Origin of the sequence: Pseudomonas sp. CFBP13508 (genome assembly GCF_005233515.1) — a bacterium.
Taxonomy (GTDB): domain Bacteria; phylum Pseudomonadota; class Gammaproteobacteria; order Pseudomonadales; family Pseudomonadaceae; genus Aquipseudomonas; species Aquipseudomonas mercuritolerans.
Map to the genome: position 1 here is coordinate 21,806 of NZ_QFZZ01000013.1, position 16,663 is coordinate 38,468.

Genomic DNA, 16,663 nt, shown 5'->3' on the forward strand with positions numbered 1-16,663 from the left:
AACTATAGGCCTGCGGCATCGATATCGATCAACAACAACCGTTCACCGTTATCGAAAAACTGTCCGGCAGTCAGGCAATACTGGTTGCTGGTGGCATCGCGATACGTGCTCGACAGGGTCAGGCGGCGTTCTTCCCAGCCTTCGGCCAGCAGATGATAGAAGTATGGTCGCCACGACCAGTTGTGCCCCAGATAGCGATCATCGGCGAACCAGCCGTCATGACGCCATTCGAGGTTGGGAGTCAGTTGCGTGCCGTGGCGGTCGCACTGGTAAAAGCGCAGCAGCCAGGGAAACGCCTGCAATTGCGGCAAGGCACTGAGCGGGGCGCGGGCCTGCGCCCATTGCTGCAGAATCGCCATCAGCTCGCTGAGCTGCTGACGCATTTGCATTAACCGCCCGCGCTCGCTGAGTTTCTGCTTCACGTAGCGTTGCCTGAGTTGGGCGAAATGCGCGACGAATGCGTCTGTAGCGAAGAATTCTTCCTGCGCCCGGGCGAAGAGAAATCCCTGCACGTAGCGCGAGCCGCATTCCAGGGCGAAATTCAGCTGCGCTTCGGTTTCGACGCCTTCAGCGATGATCCAGCAGCCGGTTTTTTCGGCCATCTGCGCAAGTGCTTTGACCACGTCACTGCTCGGTCCGCCGAGAGCCGCAGCCTGAAACAGGCGCATGTCGAGCTTGAGAATGTCCGGTTGCAGGGCCAGCACCCGATCCAGCTGCGAATAGCCGGCGCCGAAATCATCAATGGCGATTCTTGCCCCTGCGTCACGGTAGCGCCCGACCACGTGGGCCAGGCGTTCGCTGTTACCACCCAGTTCGGTGATCTCGAAAACGATGCGCTGCGGATCAACCTGGTGTCGCGCCAATTGCTTGAGACTTGGCAGCGCTTGATCGGCGCGTAGCCGGCTGATCCAGCGTGGCGACATGTTCAGGCTGAGAAACCACTCCGCCGGTGCTTCATGCAGGCGGCTGAGGGCGTGGTCACGGATCTGCCGATCGAGACGGCGCAAGGCAGTGGCCGGAGTGCGCGGATCGGCGAACAATGGTCCGACCGAGGTCAGTTGACCATCGCTCTGACGCAGGCGACCCAATGCTTCGACGCCTGCGATGCGGCCGGTGGCGGTATCGATGAAAGGCTGAAAACAGGCGAGCGGTTGCCCGTCGATCACGGCAAGTCCTTAATCTTGTTTTTGGTTTGGCCGCGTCTGCCGGATAGGCACGCGGGACTGAATTCCCCGATAGGGAGATTCATCCCGGCGCTATTGCAAGAATGTAGCCAGAGGGGCGCGTCAGCGTTTGCCCGAGCTGTGCATGACCAGTCTGATCAGCGGCCCAAGCGTCGTGCCCAGACGCAGCAGTCGGGTCAAACCGCCCCCGCCGCTGCGTTTCGAGCCTTTGCCGGTGAGGAAGCCCAGCAACGTCACCGCCGCCACGCCCCACAACGGCGCATGCTTGATGCCGAAACCGTCCTGCACGTTCTGCTTCATGCCACGCATGCGCTGCAACGGCTGCAGCACTTGCGCGGTTTCGTGGCGGATTTCCTGTCGGTGCATTTCCATGCGCAGGCGGATCAGTGCCTTGCGCATTTCCCGACGTGAGCTGTTGTGCGGAAGTTCAGGCAGGCTCATGGCAGCAGGCGCTCCCGGTCGTTGGCCAGCTCTTCGAGCGTGCCGTGGAAAGGCGAGGACTCATCGAAAATCGCCGCTTTGAGGCGCAGGCCGCAGAAGATCGACGCCAGCGTGTAAAACACGCACAGGCCGATGATCGCCGCCAGGCGGTAGGTGTCCCAGAAGATGATCATCACCAGCGTCGACAGACCCACCAGCAACAGCAGGGCAAACACCAGCGCCAGGCCGGCGAACAGCAGCAGGCTGACGGTGCGTGATTTCTGCTCCTGCAATTCGATGCCGAACAACTCGACATGACTGTGCAGCAGGCCCAGAACGGCAGCGCCGAGGCGACGCGTGGAGGAGGCGGTGCCCGCAGTCGGGCCGGATTCACCGATCGACATGATCAGCGCCGAGTTGCCAGCAGGCCGATCAGAAAGCCGACGCCGGCAGCGATGCCCACCGATTGCCATGGGTTGGCCGATACATAGTCTTCAGTAGCGGTGACCGCCGCCTGACCGCGTTCGCGCAGGGTGTCTTCAGTCACTTTCAGGGTTTCCCGGGCACGCAGCAGGCTGTCGTGAATCTGGGCACGCAGCTCATCGGCCTGATCGCCAGCGAGGGTCTTGGTGTGCTCGAGCAGGCGTTCGGTGTCGGCGACCAGAGTCTGGAAGTCGTTCATCAGGATTTCTTGAGCAGTCTTTGCCTTGATGCTGGCCATTGGTGGATCTCCGTAGGTGGCTTTGAAGCGTTCGAGTATGAGCCTTGCGTGAAGGTTCAGTGCAAATGCCTGGTACAACTTTTGCTGTGTCGTGGTGCGTCGCTCGGTGCGCGTGCGCTGTTGCCGGGCGTCCGCGCAGAAAAAACTCTAATTCATTTGCTCGCGGTTCGTGATCGGACATCGATCTGTGCGCCAAATCAGCTCATCGACCCTGCGGTTGCATGAATGGTGAGTCTTGATTTGGTGCATGAAATGCCCGCATGAACCGCTTTGGTGCCTTTTAGCCTTGGGTCTGCCTCCTCATGGAAAATCTGCAAAGCGCTGTGGACACGCTGGTTCACAGCTCCAATACATTGTTCATTCTGATCGGTGCGGTGATGGTACTGGCGATGCACGCCGGTTTCGCCTTTCTGGAGGTCGGCACGGTCCGGCAGAAGAACCAGGTCAACGCACTGGCGAAAATCCTCAGCGACTTTGCCGTGTCGACCCTGGCCTATTTCTTTATAGGCTATTGGATCTCCTATGGCGTCACCTTCATGCAACCGGCGGCGGTGCTCACGGCAGACCACGGCTATGGCCTGGTGAAGTTTTTCTTCCTGCTGACCTTCGCTGCCGCGATCCCGGCGATCATTTCCGGCGGCATTGCCGAGCGCGCGCGGTTTGTTCCGCAGTTGTGCGCGACGGCGCTGATCGTGGCGTTTATCTATCCGTTCTTCGAGGGCCTGATCTGGAATGGCAACTTCGGCTTGCAAGGCTGGCTGGCGGCGCAGTTTGACGCGGCATTTCATGATTTCGCCGGCTCGGTGGTGGTGCATGCCGTGGGCGGTTGGCTGGCGTTGGCCGCTGTTCTGCTGCTCGGCCCGCGCAATGGTCGCTACCGCGATGGGCGCCTGGTCGCGTTCGCGCCGTCGAGCATTCCGTTTCTGGCGCTGGGCTCGTGGATCCTGATTGTCGGCTGGTTCGGCTTCAACGTGATGAGCGCGCAGACCCTGCAAGGTGTCAGTGGCCTGGTCGCGCTCAACTCGCTGATGGCCATGGTCGGTGGCACCGTCGCCGCGTTGATCGTCGGGCGCAATGACCCGGGCTTTCTGCACAACGGCCCGTTGGCCGGTCTGGTGGCGATTTGCGCCGGATCCGACCTGATGCATCCGGTGGGTGCGCTGGTGACGGGGGCGATCGCCGGAGCCTTGTTTGTCTGGTGCTTTACCGCTGCGCAAGTCAAATGGCGCATCGACGATGTGCTGGGCGTATGGCCGCTGCATGGTTTGTGTGGCGTGTGGGGCGGGATTGCCTGCGGCATCTTCGGTCAGTCTGCGCTGGGTGGCCTGGGCGGCGTCAGCCTGATCAGCCAGTTGATCGGCACCGGGCTCGGCGTTGTGGTGGCGCTGGTTGGCGGCTTCGTGGTTTACGGCGCGATCAAGGCATTGCATGGGCTGCGCCTGAGTCAGGAACAAGAGTATTACGGCGCCGACCTGTCGCTGCACAAGATCGGCGCGGTGAGTCAGGACTAGATTTCCTCATCATTGGCTCCGGGATAGAAACCGTGGAGCAGGCGATAGCGATCGATGCGCACTTGATCGACCTTCTCCTGCACTTTGTGCGCGGGCAGGCCGAGCATGATCAGCGCATGTGAAGCGAGCATCAGGCTCGACTCCAAAAGCTCCGGCACCACCTCGGTGGCGCCGGCGGCCCTGAGCTCGGCCGACTGGGTATCGTCACGGGTGCGCACCAGAATCGGCACCTGCTGGTTAAGCCGGCGGGCTTCACGAAGAATACGCAACGCCACGTCGCTCTGATCCACGGCGATCACTAGCAGCCTGGCGCGCAACAGCCCCACTGCCGTGAGCAAGTCGCCGCGCGCCGAGTCGCCATAATGCACGTCGCTTTCCGCAGATGCGGCTTCCTGCACCCGCACCGGATCGTTGTCCAGCGCAACATAGGCTTGCCCGGCGTTGCCCATGAAGCGGCCGATGGACTGACCGACGCGCCCGTAGCCGCAGATCACCACGTGCTGGTCGAGGTCGGCGTTGAGCGCGCTGATCTGTTCGATCTGCGCGTCCTGATTGGGCTTGCGGTGCAGCACGGCGGCGATGCGCGGCGCCGCACGCAAAAGCAGTGGCGTGAGCAGCATCGAACAGAACGTCGCCGCGAGCAGCAGCGCACCCGGCTCGGCCGGCAACAGGCTGTTCTGCTGCATCTGCGCCATCAAGGCAAAACAGAACTCCCCGCCCTGGGCCAGGGCCAGGCCGCTGCGCCATGCGGTTTCGCTGTCACTGCCGTGCCACTTCACCAGCAGCGCGACCACGATGCCCTTTATCAGCATCAGGCCCAGCGTCAGACCGATGATCAACAGGCTGTGACTGACGAACAATTGCAGGTCGATCAGCATGCCGATGCTGACGAAGAACACGCCGAGCAGAATGTCGCGAAAAGGTCGGATGTCAGCTTCGATCTGGTGCCGATAATGGCTTTCCCCGAGCAACATGCCGGCGAGGAAAGCGCCGAGTGCAGGCGACAGCCCCAGCAAATGCGTCAGCCAAGCGGTGAGCAGCACGATCACCAGTGCCAGCAGGACGAAAAGCTCTGCCGAGCGTGAGGCCGCCACTTCATGAAACAGCCGTGGCAGCAACCAGCGACTGGCCAGCAGCAGGCCGAAAAACAGCACCACGGTTTTGCCCAGGGTCAGCGGCAAGGCCCAATACCAGGCCTGCTCGCTGGTGCCGGCGAACACCGGAACCAGTGTCAGCAGCAATACCGCGACCACATCCTGAAACAGCAGCACGCCGACCGCGTTCTGGCCGTGGCTGCTGAACACTTCACCGAGGCTGCCCAGCTCCTTGGTCACGATCGCCGTGGATGACAGCGATAAACCGGCTCCGAGCAACAGCGCTGGCATCAGTGGCATGCCCAGCAACATCAACAGTGTGCCGAGCAACGCTGTGCTGATCAGCACTTGCTGACTGCCAAGGCGAAACACCACCTGACGCAGCGCAATCATCTTCGACAGGGAGAACTCCAGACCGAGCGAGAACAGCAGGAACACCACGCCCAACTCGGCGACATCCGGCAAGTGTTCGCTCTCGTTGACCCAGTCGAACGCGTTCGGCCCGACCAGCAATCCCACGCACAGGTAGCCCAGCACCGGCGGCAGTCGCAGGCGCCGGAACAGGGCAATCACCACCAGGGATGAGGCGAGGATGATCAACAGGTTTGCAAACACGGGACACTCCGCTGTCAGGGCGTTGGCCTCTGAAGCGTAGAGGCAAAAAGTCCGCGAGGATGACGCAATTGCACTTTGCGCTGAATGATTTGCGTCAGGATTTTGCGCCGGGAGCGTCGCGGCCTTTGGGCGGCGCTGGGTCGACGAGGGTTCGGCGGCGTCCTAGAATGGCCTCACCTGTTTTCCGGTAACGCCGTCATGCCTCCAGAATGTCAGCTGTTCGGCACCCTTGGGTGTCATCTGTGTGAAGTCGCCGAAGCCGAGCTGATGCCCTTCGTCGAGCATGGTCTGCTGGTTGAACTGGTGGACATCGCCGAAGACGAATCGTGGTTCGAAAAATACAGCTTGCGTATCCCGGTGCTGCGGCGGATCGACACTGGCGCCGAGCTGGATTGGCCTTTCAGCGCAGACCAGGTCGTGGCGTTTTTACGCTGACGCAGATTGATCTCCTTCATTCCGCTGGTCGCAGCAACCCATCCTTGCGTTGGCACTCGCCGGCTTCTTCGGTTACTGTATGTCCATACAGCAATCGAGTCAGAGGGATGAACCGTGGTCAATGTCGAACAGTTGAAGAGCAGCGTTAACCGGATGTCGGTCGACGTGGTGCGCGAGGCCGTCCTCGAATTGCGCCTGGACGGGCTGGTCACGGAAGGCAAGACGCCGTTCAACAAGCTGCATTTCAATACCTGCTTTGCCGAAATCGAAGCGTTGTTTCAGCGCGCCGGTTATCACAAGCAACTGGATGTGGTCGGTTATCAGGGGCTGTTGTACGCCTTGTACGATCCGGGACGCTGGGAAGCGGTCGATGTGTTGCGCTGGCTGAAGGAGTTCACCGAAGCGGCGGCGCTCAAGTCGATTCCGGCCTGATCAAACTGCGCTAGGTGGCTTTGCCTCGGTGTTGGATAATGCCGGCCCGCATTGAGGATTTCCGTTTCGTATGTCCAGCCCCGTATTTTCCGCTGCGCACAATCAGGCCAGCACCTTGTACTTGCCGCCCGGGCACTGGCTGACGGTATTCGATTGCCTCTGCGAGCACTTCAGTGCCATCGGCCGCGAACAATGGCTCGACCGCATTGCTCGGGGACGGGTGCTGGATGCGCAGGGCCAGCCAATTGCGCTGGACTTGCCGTACAAGGAAGGGCTGCGCATTCATTACTTTCGTGAGGTGCCGGACGAAAAGCCGATCCCGGTTCTCGAGTCGATTCTCTATGCCGATGAGCATCTGGTGGTGGCCGACAAACCTCACTTTCTGCCAGTCACCCCGGCCGGAGAATATGTCGAACAAACCCTGCTGCGCCGGCTGATCCGTCGGCTGGACAATCCGCATCTGGTGCCGCTGCACCGTATTGACCGGCACACCGCAGGGCTGGTGATCTTCTCGGCCAATCCGCAGACCCGCTCGGCCTATCAGTCATTGTTTCCGACCCGGCAGATCGACAAGCGCTACGAAGCGATTGCCCCGGCGTTGCCCGAGCTGAATTTCCCTCTGGTGCACAAGAGCCGCCTGGTGGATGGCGAGCCGTTTTTCCGCATGCAAGAAGGGCCTGGCACCAGCAATACCGAAACGGCGGTCGAGGTGCGTGAGAAAAATGGTGATCTGTGGCGCTATGGCCTGTATCCCGTGACCGGCAAAAAGCATCAGTTGCGGGTGCACATGACGTCGCTGGGAGCGAGTATTTGCAACGATCCGTTTTATCCGACTGTGTTGAAAGATGTCGAGGACGATTACGCCAACCCGTTGAAGCTGCTTGCGCAAGGCCTGCGCTTCATTGACCCGGTGACCGGGGAATTACGGGAGTTCGAGAGTCGAATCACCTTGCAGTGGTAATGCTGAAGCTGCTTTCCGAGCGCCCATGAAAAAGCCCGCATGACAATGCGGGCTTTTCTGTATCCGGTAACGACGCGGAGCCTTACAGCTCTTTAACGGTACGAACCTGATCCTTGTTGATGCGGGTCTCTTTGCCGTCCAGCTGCTGGAACTCGTAGAAGCCCGAATCATCATCGTATTTCGGGGTGTCGACGGCCTGGATTTCGCGACCGTCATTCAAGGTAATCACTGTCGGCGAGGAGCAACCGGCGAGGGTTGCCAGGCCCAGTGCGAGCATGAAAGTGGCGAGGGTCCGTTGGGTCATGAGTGTGTCTCCGAATGGGAAATCTTCTGGTTACTGAGCTTGAGACGTAAACAAGGCGTGAGAGTTCCTTGCATGGTGTCAGTCTGACACAGTGTTGTGCAGATGTAACAATTGCGGGGTGTTGAGGTTGGCCAGCCGCGGATCGTTTTCGGGGCACTGCAACGCGACGGCGCCGAGGCTGCGCATTACCCGCCCCGGGCTACGTTCGCCAGCATTCCATGCCGCTTCGAACGCTGGCAACAGCGCCACCGGAATCACGCACAGCAGCGGTTCCCAATGTTCGCCATGGCGCAGCATTAAAGGTTTTTCACGTTGCTGATCGGCAGTCACCAGCATCTCCTTCAGCAGCGCCTCGTCGATTCGCGGCACATCGCAGGGCAACACCAGCAAATGCGAATGCCGTGCAGCCTTCAGCCCTGCCCGAATCCCGGCCAACGGCCCGGGGAAATCGCCTTCATCATCCATCACCAACTGATCGGCAAATCCGGCATAACGCTCGCGATTGCGGTTGCACGAGATGATCAGATCGTCGGTCAACGAACGCACCTTGCGCTGCAAATGCGCGATCAAAGGCTCGCCCAGCCACTCGATAAGCCCCTTGTCCTGACCGCCCATGCGCTGGCCGCGTCCACCCGCCAGAAGCAGGACGGAGCAGGGCGGCAATTGACTGTTCGACGGCATGATGACTCTCCAGAGGGGCGGCGGAAAAATGAGCCGCTGTGATATAACACCGGGCTGTTTCCCCTACAACTGGAAGAGCCTATGAAAGCCAAGGCTGATGTACCTTTCGTGCCGCTCAATATTGCGGTGCTGACTGTCAGCGACACCCGAACCCTGGAAACCGATACCTCCGGCCAGGTCTTCGTTGATCGCTTGATCGCGGCCGGCCACGCGCTGGCCGAGCGGGTTTTGCTTAAAGATGATCTCTACAAAATTCGCGCGCAAGTCGCCAACTGGATTGCCGACGATGTGGTTCAGGTTGTGTTGATCACCGGCGGCACCGGCTTCACCGGGCGTGACAGCACGCCGGAAGCGGTGGCATGCCTGCTCGACAAACAGGTCGACGGATTTGGCGAACTGTTCCGCCAGATCTCCTTGGCCGATATCGGCACTTCGACCGTGCAGTCCCGGGCCTTGGCGGGTCTGGCCAACGGCACGCTGGTGTGCTGCCTGCCGGGTTCGACCAATGCGGTTCGCACCGGCTGGGATGGCATCCTCGCTGAACAACTGGATGCCCGTCATCGTCCGTGCAATTTCGTCACCCACCTGAAGCAGGCGGCGCCTTGTGAAACCCGTGGGTAAGCCGGGCAAGACTGGCAGTTTGCTGCCCGTCGAAACGGCGCTCGAGCGTTTGCTGGCAATGGCCGATGCGTCGCGCATTGTCGAGCGCGAATATTTACCGCTGTCTCAACTCGAAGGGCGGGTGCTGGCGGAAGATCTGATTTCGACGCTGGATCTGCCGCCTTGGCCGAACAGCGCCATGGACGGCTACGCGTTGAACCTGGCGGATTGGCAGGGCGAGCCGCTGCCAGTCAGCCAAAAAGTTTTTGCCGGGCAGTCTCCGCAACCGTTGGAGCCTGGTAGCTGCGCACGCATCTTTACCGGGGCACCGCTGCCGCCGGGCGCCGACTGTGTCGAGATGCAGGAAAACGCTGAAGTCCAGGCCGACGGCCGAGTGCGCTTCCTCGAGCCTTTGAAAGCCGGGCAGAACATTCGTCCGCAGGGCCAGGAAACCACGGTCGGTGAATTGGTGCTGCAAGCTGGCACCCGGCTCGGACCGATTGAGCAGGGCTTGGCTGCTTCGCTTGGCTGTGCCGGCGTCAACGTCGTGCGCAAGCCGCGGGTGGCGGTTCTGTCCACTGGAGACGAACTGGTTGAACCCGGTCAGGCATTGGGTCCGGGCCAGATCTATAACAGCAACCGCGTGCTTTTGTGCAGCTGGCTGCAGCGTCTGGGTTGTGAAGTGATTGATGGCGGAATTCTCCCGGACGATCTGGCCACCACGCGGGCGCGGTTGGGGGAGCTACAAAATGTCGATCTGATTCTGTCTACCGGCGGTGTCTCGGTCGGTGAGGCGGATTTCCTCGGCATTGCCCTGCGTGAAGAAGGCGAGTTGGCCTTGTGGAAGCTGGCCATCAAGCCTGGCAAACCGTTGACTTTCGGCCATTTCCGCAACGTGCCGGTGATTGGCCTGCCCGGCAATCCCGCCTCGACGCTGGTGACGTTTGCCTTGCTGACACGCCCTTATCTATTGCGACGCCTCGGGGCGCAGGACGTCGAGCCGCTGAAGTTTGCAGTGCCCGCAGGCTTTGTCTGGCCGGTGGCCGGCAATCGTCGCGAATACCTGCGCGGGCGTCTGGAGCAGGGGCGAGCAATCATTTATCGCAACCAGAGCTCGGGTGTGCTGCGCAGCGCGGCGTGGGCCGACGGGTTGGTGGAAGTCCGAGAGGGCCGCACGCTGCACGAGGGTGATGAAGTGAGCTTCATTCCGCTCAGTGACCTGCTGGGCTGACCGTTCTTGCCCAAGCACGCGTCGGCTGATGTGCGCGGCGCGTGCGACAAGTGATTCGGTCAGTTGCTGATCAGGGTCACCAACTGGTCGAATCGGCTGTTGGCCACCCATCCCAGCAGTCCCAGGATGACAGCGGTCGCACCCGCCGAATACGCCAGACGGTGTTTGATCGTGCGGACGTCATTGAGCACTTCGTCCATGTCGCGGCGCATGTATTTGAAGTGGGTTTCCAGCTCGCTGACACGGGGTTCCATATCAAACTCTCCAGTGGGCTTGGTGCTGTTACAGAAGTCTGGTTTCTTGCTGGCACGGCTTTCGGCGAGAGCGGCGACCGGGCTCACCGGTGCCTTGGTTTCATGGTTGTGCATGGAAGTACTCGCTGATCGTAACGATTGCACGCCTGCTGGTTTTTCCGTTGCGCGATTCATGAAAATAAATCGGGGGGTATCCGTACATTACCGGCACATCCTTGTGTTATTGGGTTGAAGGTTAAAGGTTGATGCTGCCAGCACACGGTGACCCATGGGGTGGGCGGGGTCAATTGAGCCGATTCCTCTTGTTTCGTAAGAAAAAATACCGCCGTGTAGGACGCCAGCTGCTGGATGAGCAATTAATTGCCAGCTCCGTGGCTTTTTTAAGGCGCACAGTGGTCAAGATGTTTCAATCGATTCAATTCTTGGAGTGACGTTATGAGTGAACGCCGGGCACTGCTGATCTTGCATGGCAAACAGGCACTCAACGAGGATGTCCGCGCTGCCGTCGAAGCCAAGCGCGAGCAAGGCTGGGAGCTGGCCGTGCGAGTGACCTGGGAGGCCGGCGACGCCCAGCGTCTGGTAGAAGAAGCGCTGGCAGCGGGCTACACGAAAATCATCGCTGGCGGCGGCGATGGCACCTTGCGCGATATCGCCGAAGCGCTGGCTCAACACCCGAAGAAAGCCAGCCTCGTTTTGCTCCCGCTGGGGACCGCCAACGATTTTTCCCGCGCCGCCGGTATTTCCCTGGAGCCTGCCGAAGCCCTTGAGCTACTGGATGTTCACCCCTCGGATATCGATTTGGGCGAGGTGGGCGGGCAGATTTTCCTGAACATGGCGACCGGCGGATTCGGCAGTCAGGTTACCGCCAATACTTCAGAAGACCTGAAAAAGGTCTTGGGCGGCGCTGCGTATCTGTTCACCGGCCTGACCCGGTTCAGCGAGCTGCATGCCGCTTACGGCGAGTTGCAGGGGCCGGACTTTCATTGGCAGGGCGAGCTGCTGGCGCTGGGCATCGGTAATGGGCGGCAGGCGGGTGGCGGCCATGTGCTTTGCCCCGAGGCGCGAGTCGACGATGGTTTGCTGGATATCAGCATCCTCCCGGCACCGCAGGAGCTGGTCGGCACGCTGAAGAATCTGCTGAGCGAGGGCTTCGGCCTCGACAATATGTTCGTGCGGGCGCGATTGCCGTGGGTCGAGATCAAGGTCGCCGAAGGGCTCAGCATCAATCTCGACGGCGAGCCGCTGGAGGGCGACAGTCTGCGATTTGTTGCGAAACCTGCGGCGTTGCAGGTCCACTTGCCAAAGGACTCGCCATTACTGGGCCAACAACCGTCGATCAGTCATCCAGGCTGATGATCTGCTCACGCACGGCGAACAGCACCAGACCCGCCACGTCGTAGATTTGCAGGCGCTTCATGATCTGCGCACGGTGGGTTTCGACGGTCTTGACGCTCAAGCCCAGACCGTTGGCGATTTCCCGGGTCGATTTGCCGCGCACGATCAGCCGCAGGATTTCCAGCTGGCGCGCGGTCAGATTGTGTGAATCGGCGATGTCGGGCTGGCTTTTCTGGTTTCGGGTCAGTGCCTGATTGATCACCGTATGAGCGATGGCCGGGCTGAGGTAGCGTTCGTTGTTGCGCAGTGCTTCCAGCGCGTGCTCGAGCTCGGTGGCCGTGGTGTCCTTGAGCAGATAGCCGTGGGCGCCGGACTCCAGCGCCTGCATGATCAGCGCCGGATCGGTGTGCATCGACAGGATCAGCACTTTGCTCTGCGGGCGCACGCGCTTGAGGCGTTGCAGCGCTTCCAGGCCACCGGTTTCCCTCATCGAGATGTCCAGCAATACGATGTCCGGGCTCAGGTGCTCGACCATTTCGAGCAATTGCGAACCATCACTGGCTTCGCCGATTACCGCGTAACCGGGAATATCCAGTACCAGAGCGCGCACGCCGGCTCTGATCAGCGAGTGGTCATCCACCAGAAGTAAGTTACAAGTCAACGCATAACCTTATTCGTACTGGCCCTTTCGAGCGCTCGCGGCGCCCAGGGGAAAAGTGCTTCGATTCTTGTGCCTTTGCCCGGCTCGCTGGTAACGCTCAATGTACCGCCCAACTGTTCGACGCGCTCGGCCATCCCGGCCATGCCGCGTTGGCCTTCTCTGGCCGGATCGCTAGCAGGCGCGAAACCGAGACCGTCATCGCTGATCAACAAAGTCAGACCTTGCGGCAGACGCTGTACCCGAATCAACAGGTTTTTCGCCTGTGCGTGGCGCAGGATGTTGGTCACGGCTTCCTGGGCGATGCGAAACGCGGCGACGGCCATTTCCTCGGGGATTCCGTTGAGCCGCTGCTGGCAATCGAGACTCCAGTTGACCGGCGTGTTGGCCAACGTCTTGAGCAAGTGCGCACGCAGGCTGGCTTCGAGTCCCAGGCTGGTCAATTGCCGTGGATTGAGAATCGCCGAGACATCACGCACCTTGGTCAGGGTTTCATCCAGGGTGTCGCAGAGCACCGCGCATTGCTCCTGGAGTTCTGCCGGCAGGCGGCGCTTGAGCCAGTCACTTTGCAGTTTGGCGGCGGTAAGCAACTGGCCGATATCGTCGTGCAGTTCACGGCTGAGGCGATGGCGCTCGTTCTCCTGGACTTGCAACAGTCGATCAGCCAGCTCTTGTGGCTGAAACTTGATCGATTTGCGCGACAAGCGATATTGCACCCAGACGCACGCGGTGGCGGCGATGTCGAGTGCCAGCAACCCCAAGGGAATGCGCGCGGAAACAACATACGCCAGCAGACTGCCCAGGGTCGCCAGAACACACAGAACCAGTGTGAAGCGCCGGGCGTTTTCCCGCGAGGGTGGCCATGTGATGAGTGACTTGAGACTGGCGTACATAACGGATGGAGCCAATGGATGTTCGCTGCGGGCAGACCGGCCGGTGGATGGCGGATCTCTGTCTGGAAATACTGTCAATTATGTTATGGATTCAAACCGTATTCGTTAAGCAATCATTGACTGGCAATAACATCGCTAATGAAACGCTGGAGTCAGTGTGCCATTAAGTGGCAAGCAATTAATCGGCGGCATAATACCACTTAACATACCGTTGGTCGCGGTTGCTATATATGTCCATTCAGTCAGGAAATACCGGAACGTGGACGCAAGTTCCATATTGGAAAAGTCTGAATTCTTGTTTTTTGAATGACTTCCATACGTTTGGAAGTATCGCTTGCGGCACACAGGAAAACCCTGAGGGCGGCGCCTGGAAATCAGCCGTTGGTCGGGTTGATTATTTGGCCCGGACTGTCGCTGACAGGTACGAACTATTCATTTACGACAATATTGCTGCAGACAGGCTCAAGCCTGGCGAGCGGTAACGGACGCAGAGAGCAAAAGTTTGCTCATCATCTTCGGCTCAAACGAGGTCTGGCCCATTTGTGCCGCAAAGGCTTCGAGCAGATCAGCCTGCTCGCGTTCATCCAGGCTTAGCTGCCCGGTCTTATGGTCGACCAGCTCAAGCTGCCAAGCCATCAGGGTGAAGCAGTCACGTAGCGCATAAAGGGCCTGTTCGTGCAGATCTACCCGGTCCTGAGTCAGATTCAGCAGGCTATAGATGTGCAGGGAGAATTCGGAGATCGCTTCCAGCGCCAACGCTTCGGCACGGCCAGCCAATTTCAGCAGAGTGCCGAGCATGCAGTCGATGGCATCCTTGTCATTGCTGATCAGTTGCAGATGGCTCAGGCATTCTTCGGACTTGGCGAGAAGCATTTCGGCCTCGACCAGAAATTCGGGGAAGCGTTGCGCCCAGTCTTTACGGTCGATTGGCATGTTCATCTCCACCACGTCGTGTTGGTTGACGGATGGCCGTGTGTGGCGACGATCGTGAATCGTCGGCAGATCGCGCCCGGCGGTGCAGGTGCACGGACCGAGGGGTTCCAGAGGGTGGGTTGCCACTGAATTGCGATCGCACACAATAGCCTGACTCCGTTCATGCAATGAGAATGGCGTCACAGTAATGGCTATTGGAAATGGCGAATATCAGGTTGGGCCTGATTGATCCTAGGGGAATCCCTTAGGCGCGGGAACCTAACGTGCAAACCGAGGTCGCGCCGCAATGAATCTAGCAGATGAAATCACGATTGCCAGTAAAGCATGATGTCAGTGTGACATCAATGGCCGTTTATGGCATTTTTAGCGGCGCGCTTTACAGCAATCAAGATTAGCTGAATGCAGCCGATAAACCCCCATAGTGAATTCATCAGAACAAGCCCAGGAGTCATTGATGGCCGGCATTCTCGACACGGTAGACCAACGCACGCAACTGGTGGGTGAGAATCGCCTGGAAATCCTCATGTTTCGCCTGGCCGGACGTCAATTGTTCGCGATCAACGTGTTCAAGGTTCAGGAAGTTCTGCAACTGCCAAAGCTGACCCTGATGCCGCAGCGTCATCCTTTCGTCTGCGGCGTGGTCAACCTGCGCGGCCAGACATTGCCGGTGATCGACCTGTCCCAGGCAATCGGCATGCGCCCGCTGGTGCCGGGCCCGAACAGCACGATCATCGTCACCGAATACAACCGTTCGGTGCAGGCCTTCCTCGTCGGCGGTGTCGACCGCATCGTCAACATGAACTGGGAAGCCATTCTGCCGCCGCCGACCAGTGCCGGCCGCCAGCATTATCTGACCGCAATCAGCAAGGTCGACGAGCAACTGGTAGAGATCATCGACGTCGAAAAAGTCCTCGCCGAGATCGTCCCGTACAACGCCAAGGTCTCGCGCGAAAAACTCGACGACCCGGTACTGGAGCGCGCCCGTGGCCGCGAAGTCTTGCTGGTGGACGACTCCAACGTAGCGCTTTCGCAATTGCGCGATACCCTCGGCCAGCTCGGGGTGAAAATGCACATTGCCAGCGACGGTCTGAAAGCCTTGAACATGCTCAAGGCCTGGGCCGATACCGGCGTGCACATGACCGACAAACTGCTGATGATCTTCACCGATGCGGAAATGCCGGAAATGGACGGCTATCGCCTGACCACGGAGATCCGCAACGACCCTCGTCTGCGTGGCCTGTACGTCGTGCTGCACACCTCGCTGTCCGGCAGTTTCAACGACTCGATGGTGAAGAAGGTCGGCTGCGACAACTTCCTCTCCAAATTCCAGCCGGACAAACTGGTCGACGTGGTGCGCCAGCGTCTGATGCTCGACGTTGTGCCGGCCTGAAACACGCACATCTTGCTTCCTGTGGGAGCGAGCCTGCTCGCGAAAGCGCAGGGTCGGACACATTGATGGCGAATGTGCCGGCCTGTTCGCGAGCAGGCTCGCTCCCACGGGGATTGTGTTTAAACCCCAGACGGCTTTGATTCGGTATTGAAGCTCGTATAGGGTGGCGTTTTTCCTCCAAGGAAGCTGGTCATGCTGCGTCTGAGCGCGCTTTATCGTTACCCGTTGAAATCCGGCAAGGGCGAAATCCTGCAAAGCATCGAGCTGGACAAGCTCGGGCTGGCGGGTGACCGACGCTGGATGTTGGTGGACGAGGCCAGCGGGCGCTTTCTGACCCAGCGTGCCGAAGCGAAGATGAGTCAGTTGTCGGCGCTGTGGAATGCCAGTGGTGGCTTGACCTTGAGCACGCCCGAGCAGGGTTCGATTGAAGTCCCATTGCCTGCTGCCGACGCCGAGCTGCGCGGTGTGACGATCTGGCGTGACACCCTGCGGGTGCCGGACGCCGGTGATCAAGCCGCGCGTTTTGTCAGTGAATTCCTCGGCAAGCCGACACGTCTGGTGCAAATGCCACTCGAGCGGGCGCGCACCACGCAGTCGGGTTTCGGCAAGGATGACGATCAAGTGGCGTTCGCCGATGGTTATCCATTGCTGCTGATCGGCGAAGCCTCGCGGCTGGCGCTCTCGGAGACGGTAGGGCGAGAGCTGGAGATGCTGCGCTTCCGCCCGAATCTGGTGATCGAAGGCAGCGCGCCTTACGCTGAGGACAACTGGAAACGTATTCGTATTGGCGATATCGAGTTTCGTGTGGTCAAGCCGTGCGCGCGTTGCATCATGACCACCGTCGACCCGCAAACCGGTGAGCGCAGCGCCGATCGTGAACCGTTCGCGACGTTGCAGAAACACCGCAGCACCGCGGATGGCGCGATGTTCGGGCAGAATCTGGTCAATGACGGCAACGGCCGCCTTGAAGTCGGCATGCCGGTGGAAATTCTCGAATAGTTTTTCCCTGAA

General features: G+C 59.8%; 20 protein-coding genes. 9 read left to right on the plus strand and 11 right to left on the minus strand.

What is annotated here, in order from left to right:
• Positions 1–2: 2 nt before the first annotated feature.
• From PspCFBP13508_RS25800 to PspCFBP13508_RS25815, 4 genes are all read right to left on the minus strand, one after another.
• On the minus strand, positions 3–1,166 hold the full coding sequence (locus tag PspCFBP13508_RS25800; protein ID WP_137216146.1) for an EAL domain-containing protein: 1,164 nt from the start codon (positions 1,164–1,166) through the stop codon (positions 3–5).
• A gap of 120 nt (positions 1,167–1,286) precedes the next feature.
• On the minus strand, positions 1,287–1,625 hold the full coding sequence (locus PspCFBP13508_RS25805; protein WP_041478436.1) for a hypothetical protein: 339 nt from the start codon (positions 1,623–1,625) through the stop codon (positions 1,287–1,289).
• Complete coding sequence (locus PspCFBP13508_RS25810; protein WP_008079909.1) at positions 1,622–2,008, minus strand: phage holin family protein; 387 nt, start codon at positions 2,006–2,008, stop codon at positions 1,622–1,624. The genes PspCFBP13508_RS25805 and PspCFBP13508_RS25810 overlap by 4 nt, the downstream gene beginning before the upstream one ends.
• A 2-nt stretch (positions 2,009–2,010) precedes the next feature.
• Positions 2,011–2,325, minus strand: a complete 315-nt coding sequence (locus PspCFBP13508_RS25815) for a YqjD family protein (protein WP_016770842.1) — start codon at positions 2,323–2,325, stop codon at positions 2,011–2,013.
• Positions 2,326–2,627: 302 nt separating this feature from the next.
• On the opposite strand from PspCFBP13508_RS25815, the gene PspCFBP13508_RS25820 reads away from it, so the two are divergent.
• On the plus strand, positions 2,628–3,836 hold the full coding sequence (locus tag PspCFBP13508_RS25820) for an ammonium transporter (protein WP_137216147.1): 1,209 nt from the start codon (positions 2,628–2,630) through the stop codon (positions 3,834–3,836).
• Here the strand turns inward: PspCFBP13508_RS25820 and PspCFBP13508_RS25825 are convergent.
• A complete protein-coding gene (locus PspCFBP13508_RS25825; RefSeq protein WP_137216148.1) occupies positions 3,833–5,545 on the minus strand; it encodes a monovalent cation:proton antiporter-2 (CPA2) family protein in 1,713 nt (570 codons plus the stop codon). The genes PspCFBP13508_RS25820 and PspCFBP13508_RS25825 overlap by 4 nt on opposite strands.
• A 198-nt stretch (positions 5,546–5,743) precedes the next feature.
• Between PspCFBP13508_RS25825 and PspCFBP13508_RS25830 the strand changes: the two genes are divergently transcribed.
• The 3 genes from PspCFBP13508_RS25830 (at position 5,744) to PspCFBP13508_RS25840 (ending at position 7,373) form a co-directional block, all read left to right on the plus strand.
• A complete protein-coding gene (locus tag PspCFBP13508_RS25830; protein WP_137216149.1) occupies positions 5,744–5,980 on the plus strand; it encodes a glutaredoxin family protein in 237 nt (78 codons plus the stop codon).
• Between the two features lie 114 nt (positions 5,981–6,094).
• Positions 6,095–6,412: a hypothetical protein gene (locus PspCFBP13508_RS25835; protein WP_016770837.1), complete on the plus strand. Its 318-nt coding sequence runs from the start codon at positions 6,095–6,097 to the stop codon at positions 6,410–6,412.
• A gap of 70 nt (positions 6,413–6,482) precedes the next feature.
• Entirely contained in the window at positions 6,483–7,373 is an 891-nt protein-coding gene (locus tag PspCFBP13508_RS25840) for a pseudouridine synthase (RefSeq protein WP_130909914.1), read from the plus strand.
• An 82-nt stretch (positions 7,374–7,455) separates the two neighbouring features.
• Here PspCFBP13508_RS25840 and PspCFBP13508_RS25845 read toward each other — a convergent pair whose 3' ends face one another.
• Positions 7,456–7,677: a YgdI/YgdR family lipoprotein gene (locus PspCFBP13508_RS25845; protein ID WP_016770600.1), complete on the minus strand. Its 222-nt coding sequence runs from the start codon at positions 7,675–7,677 to the stop codon at positions 7,456–7,458.
• Between the two features lie 78 nt (positions 7,678–7,755).
• On the minus strand, positions 7,756–8,358 hold the full coding sequence (gene mobA / locus PspCFBP13508_RS25850; RefSeq protein ID WP_137216150.1) for a molybdenum cofactor guanylyltransferase MobA: 603 nt from the start codon (positions 8,356–8,358) through the stop codon (positions 7,756–7,758).
• 81 nt (positions 8,359–8,439) lie between these two features.
• On the opposite strand from mobA, the gene moaB reads away from it, so the two are divergent.
• Together moaB and glp are read left to right on the plus strand one after the other, a co-directional pair.
• Positions 8,440–8,979 (plus strand): molybdenum cofactor biosynthesis protein B, encoded by a 540-nt coding sequence (moaB, locus tag PspCFBP13508_RS25855; protein WP_137216151.1) that lies wholly within the window; start codon positions 8,440–8,442, stop codon positions 8,977–8,979.
• Positions 8,963–10,189, plus strand: coding sequence for a gephyrin-like molybdotransferase Glp (glp, locus tag PspCFBP13508_RS25860; protein WP_137216152.1), 1,227 nt, complete (start codon positions 8,963–8,965; stop codon positions 10,187–10,189). The genes moaB and glp overlap by 17 nt, the downstream gene beginning before the upstream one ends.
• A 59-nt stretch (positions 10,190–10,248) precedes the next feature.
• Here glp and PspCFBP13508_RS27475 read toward each other — a convergent pair whose 3' ends face one another.
• Positions 10,249–10,557: a hypothetical protein gene (locus PspCFBP13508_RS27475; RefSeq protein ID WP_178083628.1), complete on the minus strand. Its 309-nt coding sequence runs from the start codon at positions 10,555–10,557 to the stop codon at positions 10,249–10,251.
• 321 nt (positions 10,558–10,878) lie between these two features.
• Here PspCFBP13508_RS27475 and yegS point away from each other — a divergent pair, with 321 nt between their 5' ends.
• A complete protein-coding gene (gene yegS, locus PspCFBP13508_RS25870) occupies positions 10,879–11,796 on the plus strand; it encodes a lipid kinase YegS (RefSeq protein WP_137216153.1) in 918 nt (305 codons plus the stop codon).
• Here the strand turns inward: yegS and PspCFBP13508_RS25875 are convergent.
• The 3 genes from PspCFBP13508_RS25875 to PspCFBP13508_RS25885 all read right to left on the minus strand — a co-directional run bounded on the left by PspCFBP13508_RS25875 (position 11,780) and on the right by PspCFBP13508_RS25885 (position 14,262).
• Complete coding sequence (locus PspCFBP13508_RS25875; protein ID WP_137216154.1) at positions 11,780–12,439, minus strand: response regulator transcription factor; 660 nt, start codon at positions 12,437–12,439, stop codon at positions 11,780–11,782. The genes yegS and PspCFBP13508_RS25875 overlap by 17 nt on opposite strands.
• Entirely contained in the window at positions 12,436–13,329 is an 894-nt protein-coding gene (locus tag PspCFBP13508_RS25880; protein ID WP_137216184.1) for a sensor histidine kinase, read from the minus strand. Before PspCFBP13508_RS25880 ends, PspCFBP13508_RS25875 begins: the two co-directional genes overlap by 4 nt.
• Before the next feature lie 462 nt (positions 13,330–13,791).
• Positions 13,792–14,262: a hypothetical protein gene (locus PspCFBP13508_RS25885; protein ID WP_137216155.1), complete on the minus strand. Its 471-nt coding sequence runs from the start codon at positions 14,260–14,262 to the stop codon at positions 13,792–13,794.
• Between the two features lie 454 nt (positions 14,263–14,716).
• On the opposite strand from PspCFBP13508_RS25885, the gene PspCFBP13508_RS25890 reads away from it, so the two are divergent.
• Both PspCFBP13508_RS25890 and PspCFBP13508_RS25900 read left to right on the plus strand, forming a co-directional pair.
• A complete protein-coding gene (locus PspCFBP13508_RS25890; RefSeq protein ID WP_130909850.1) occupies positions 14,717–15,652 on the plus strand; it encodes a chemotaxis protein CheV in 936 nt (311 codons plus the stop codon).
• A 192-nt stretch (positions 15,653–15,844) separates the two neighbouring features.
• Positions 15,845–16,651 (plus strand): MOSC domain-containing protein, encoded by an 807-nt coding sequence (locus tag PspCFBP13508_RS25900; protein WP_137216157.1) that lies wholly within the window; start codon positions 15,845–15,847, stop codon positions 16,649–16,651.
• Positions 16,652–16,663 lie beyond the last annotated feature (12 nt).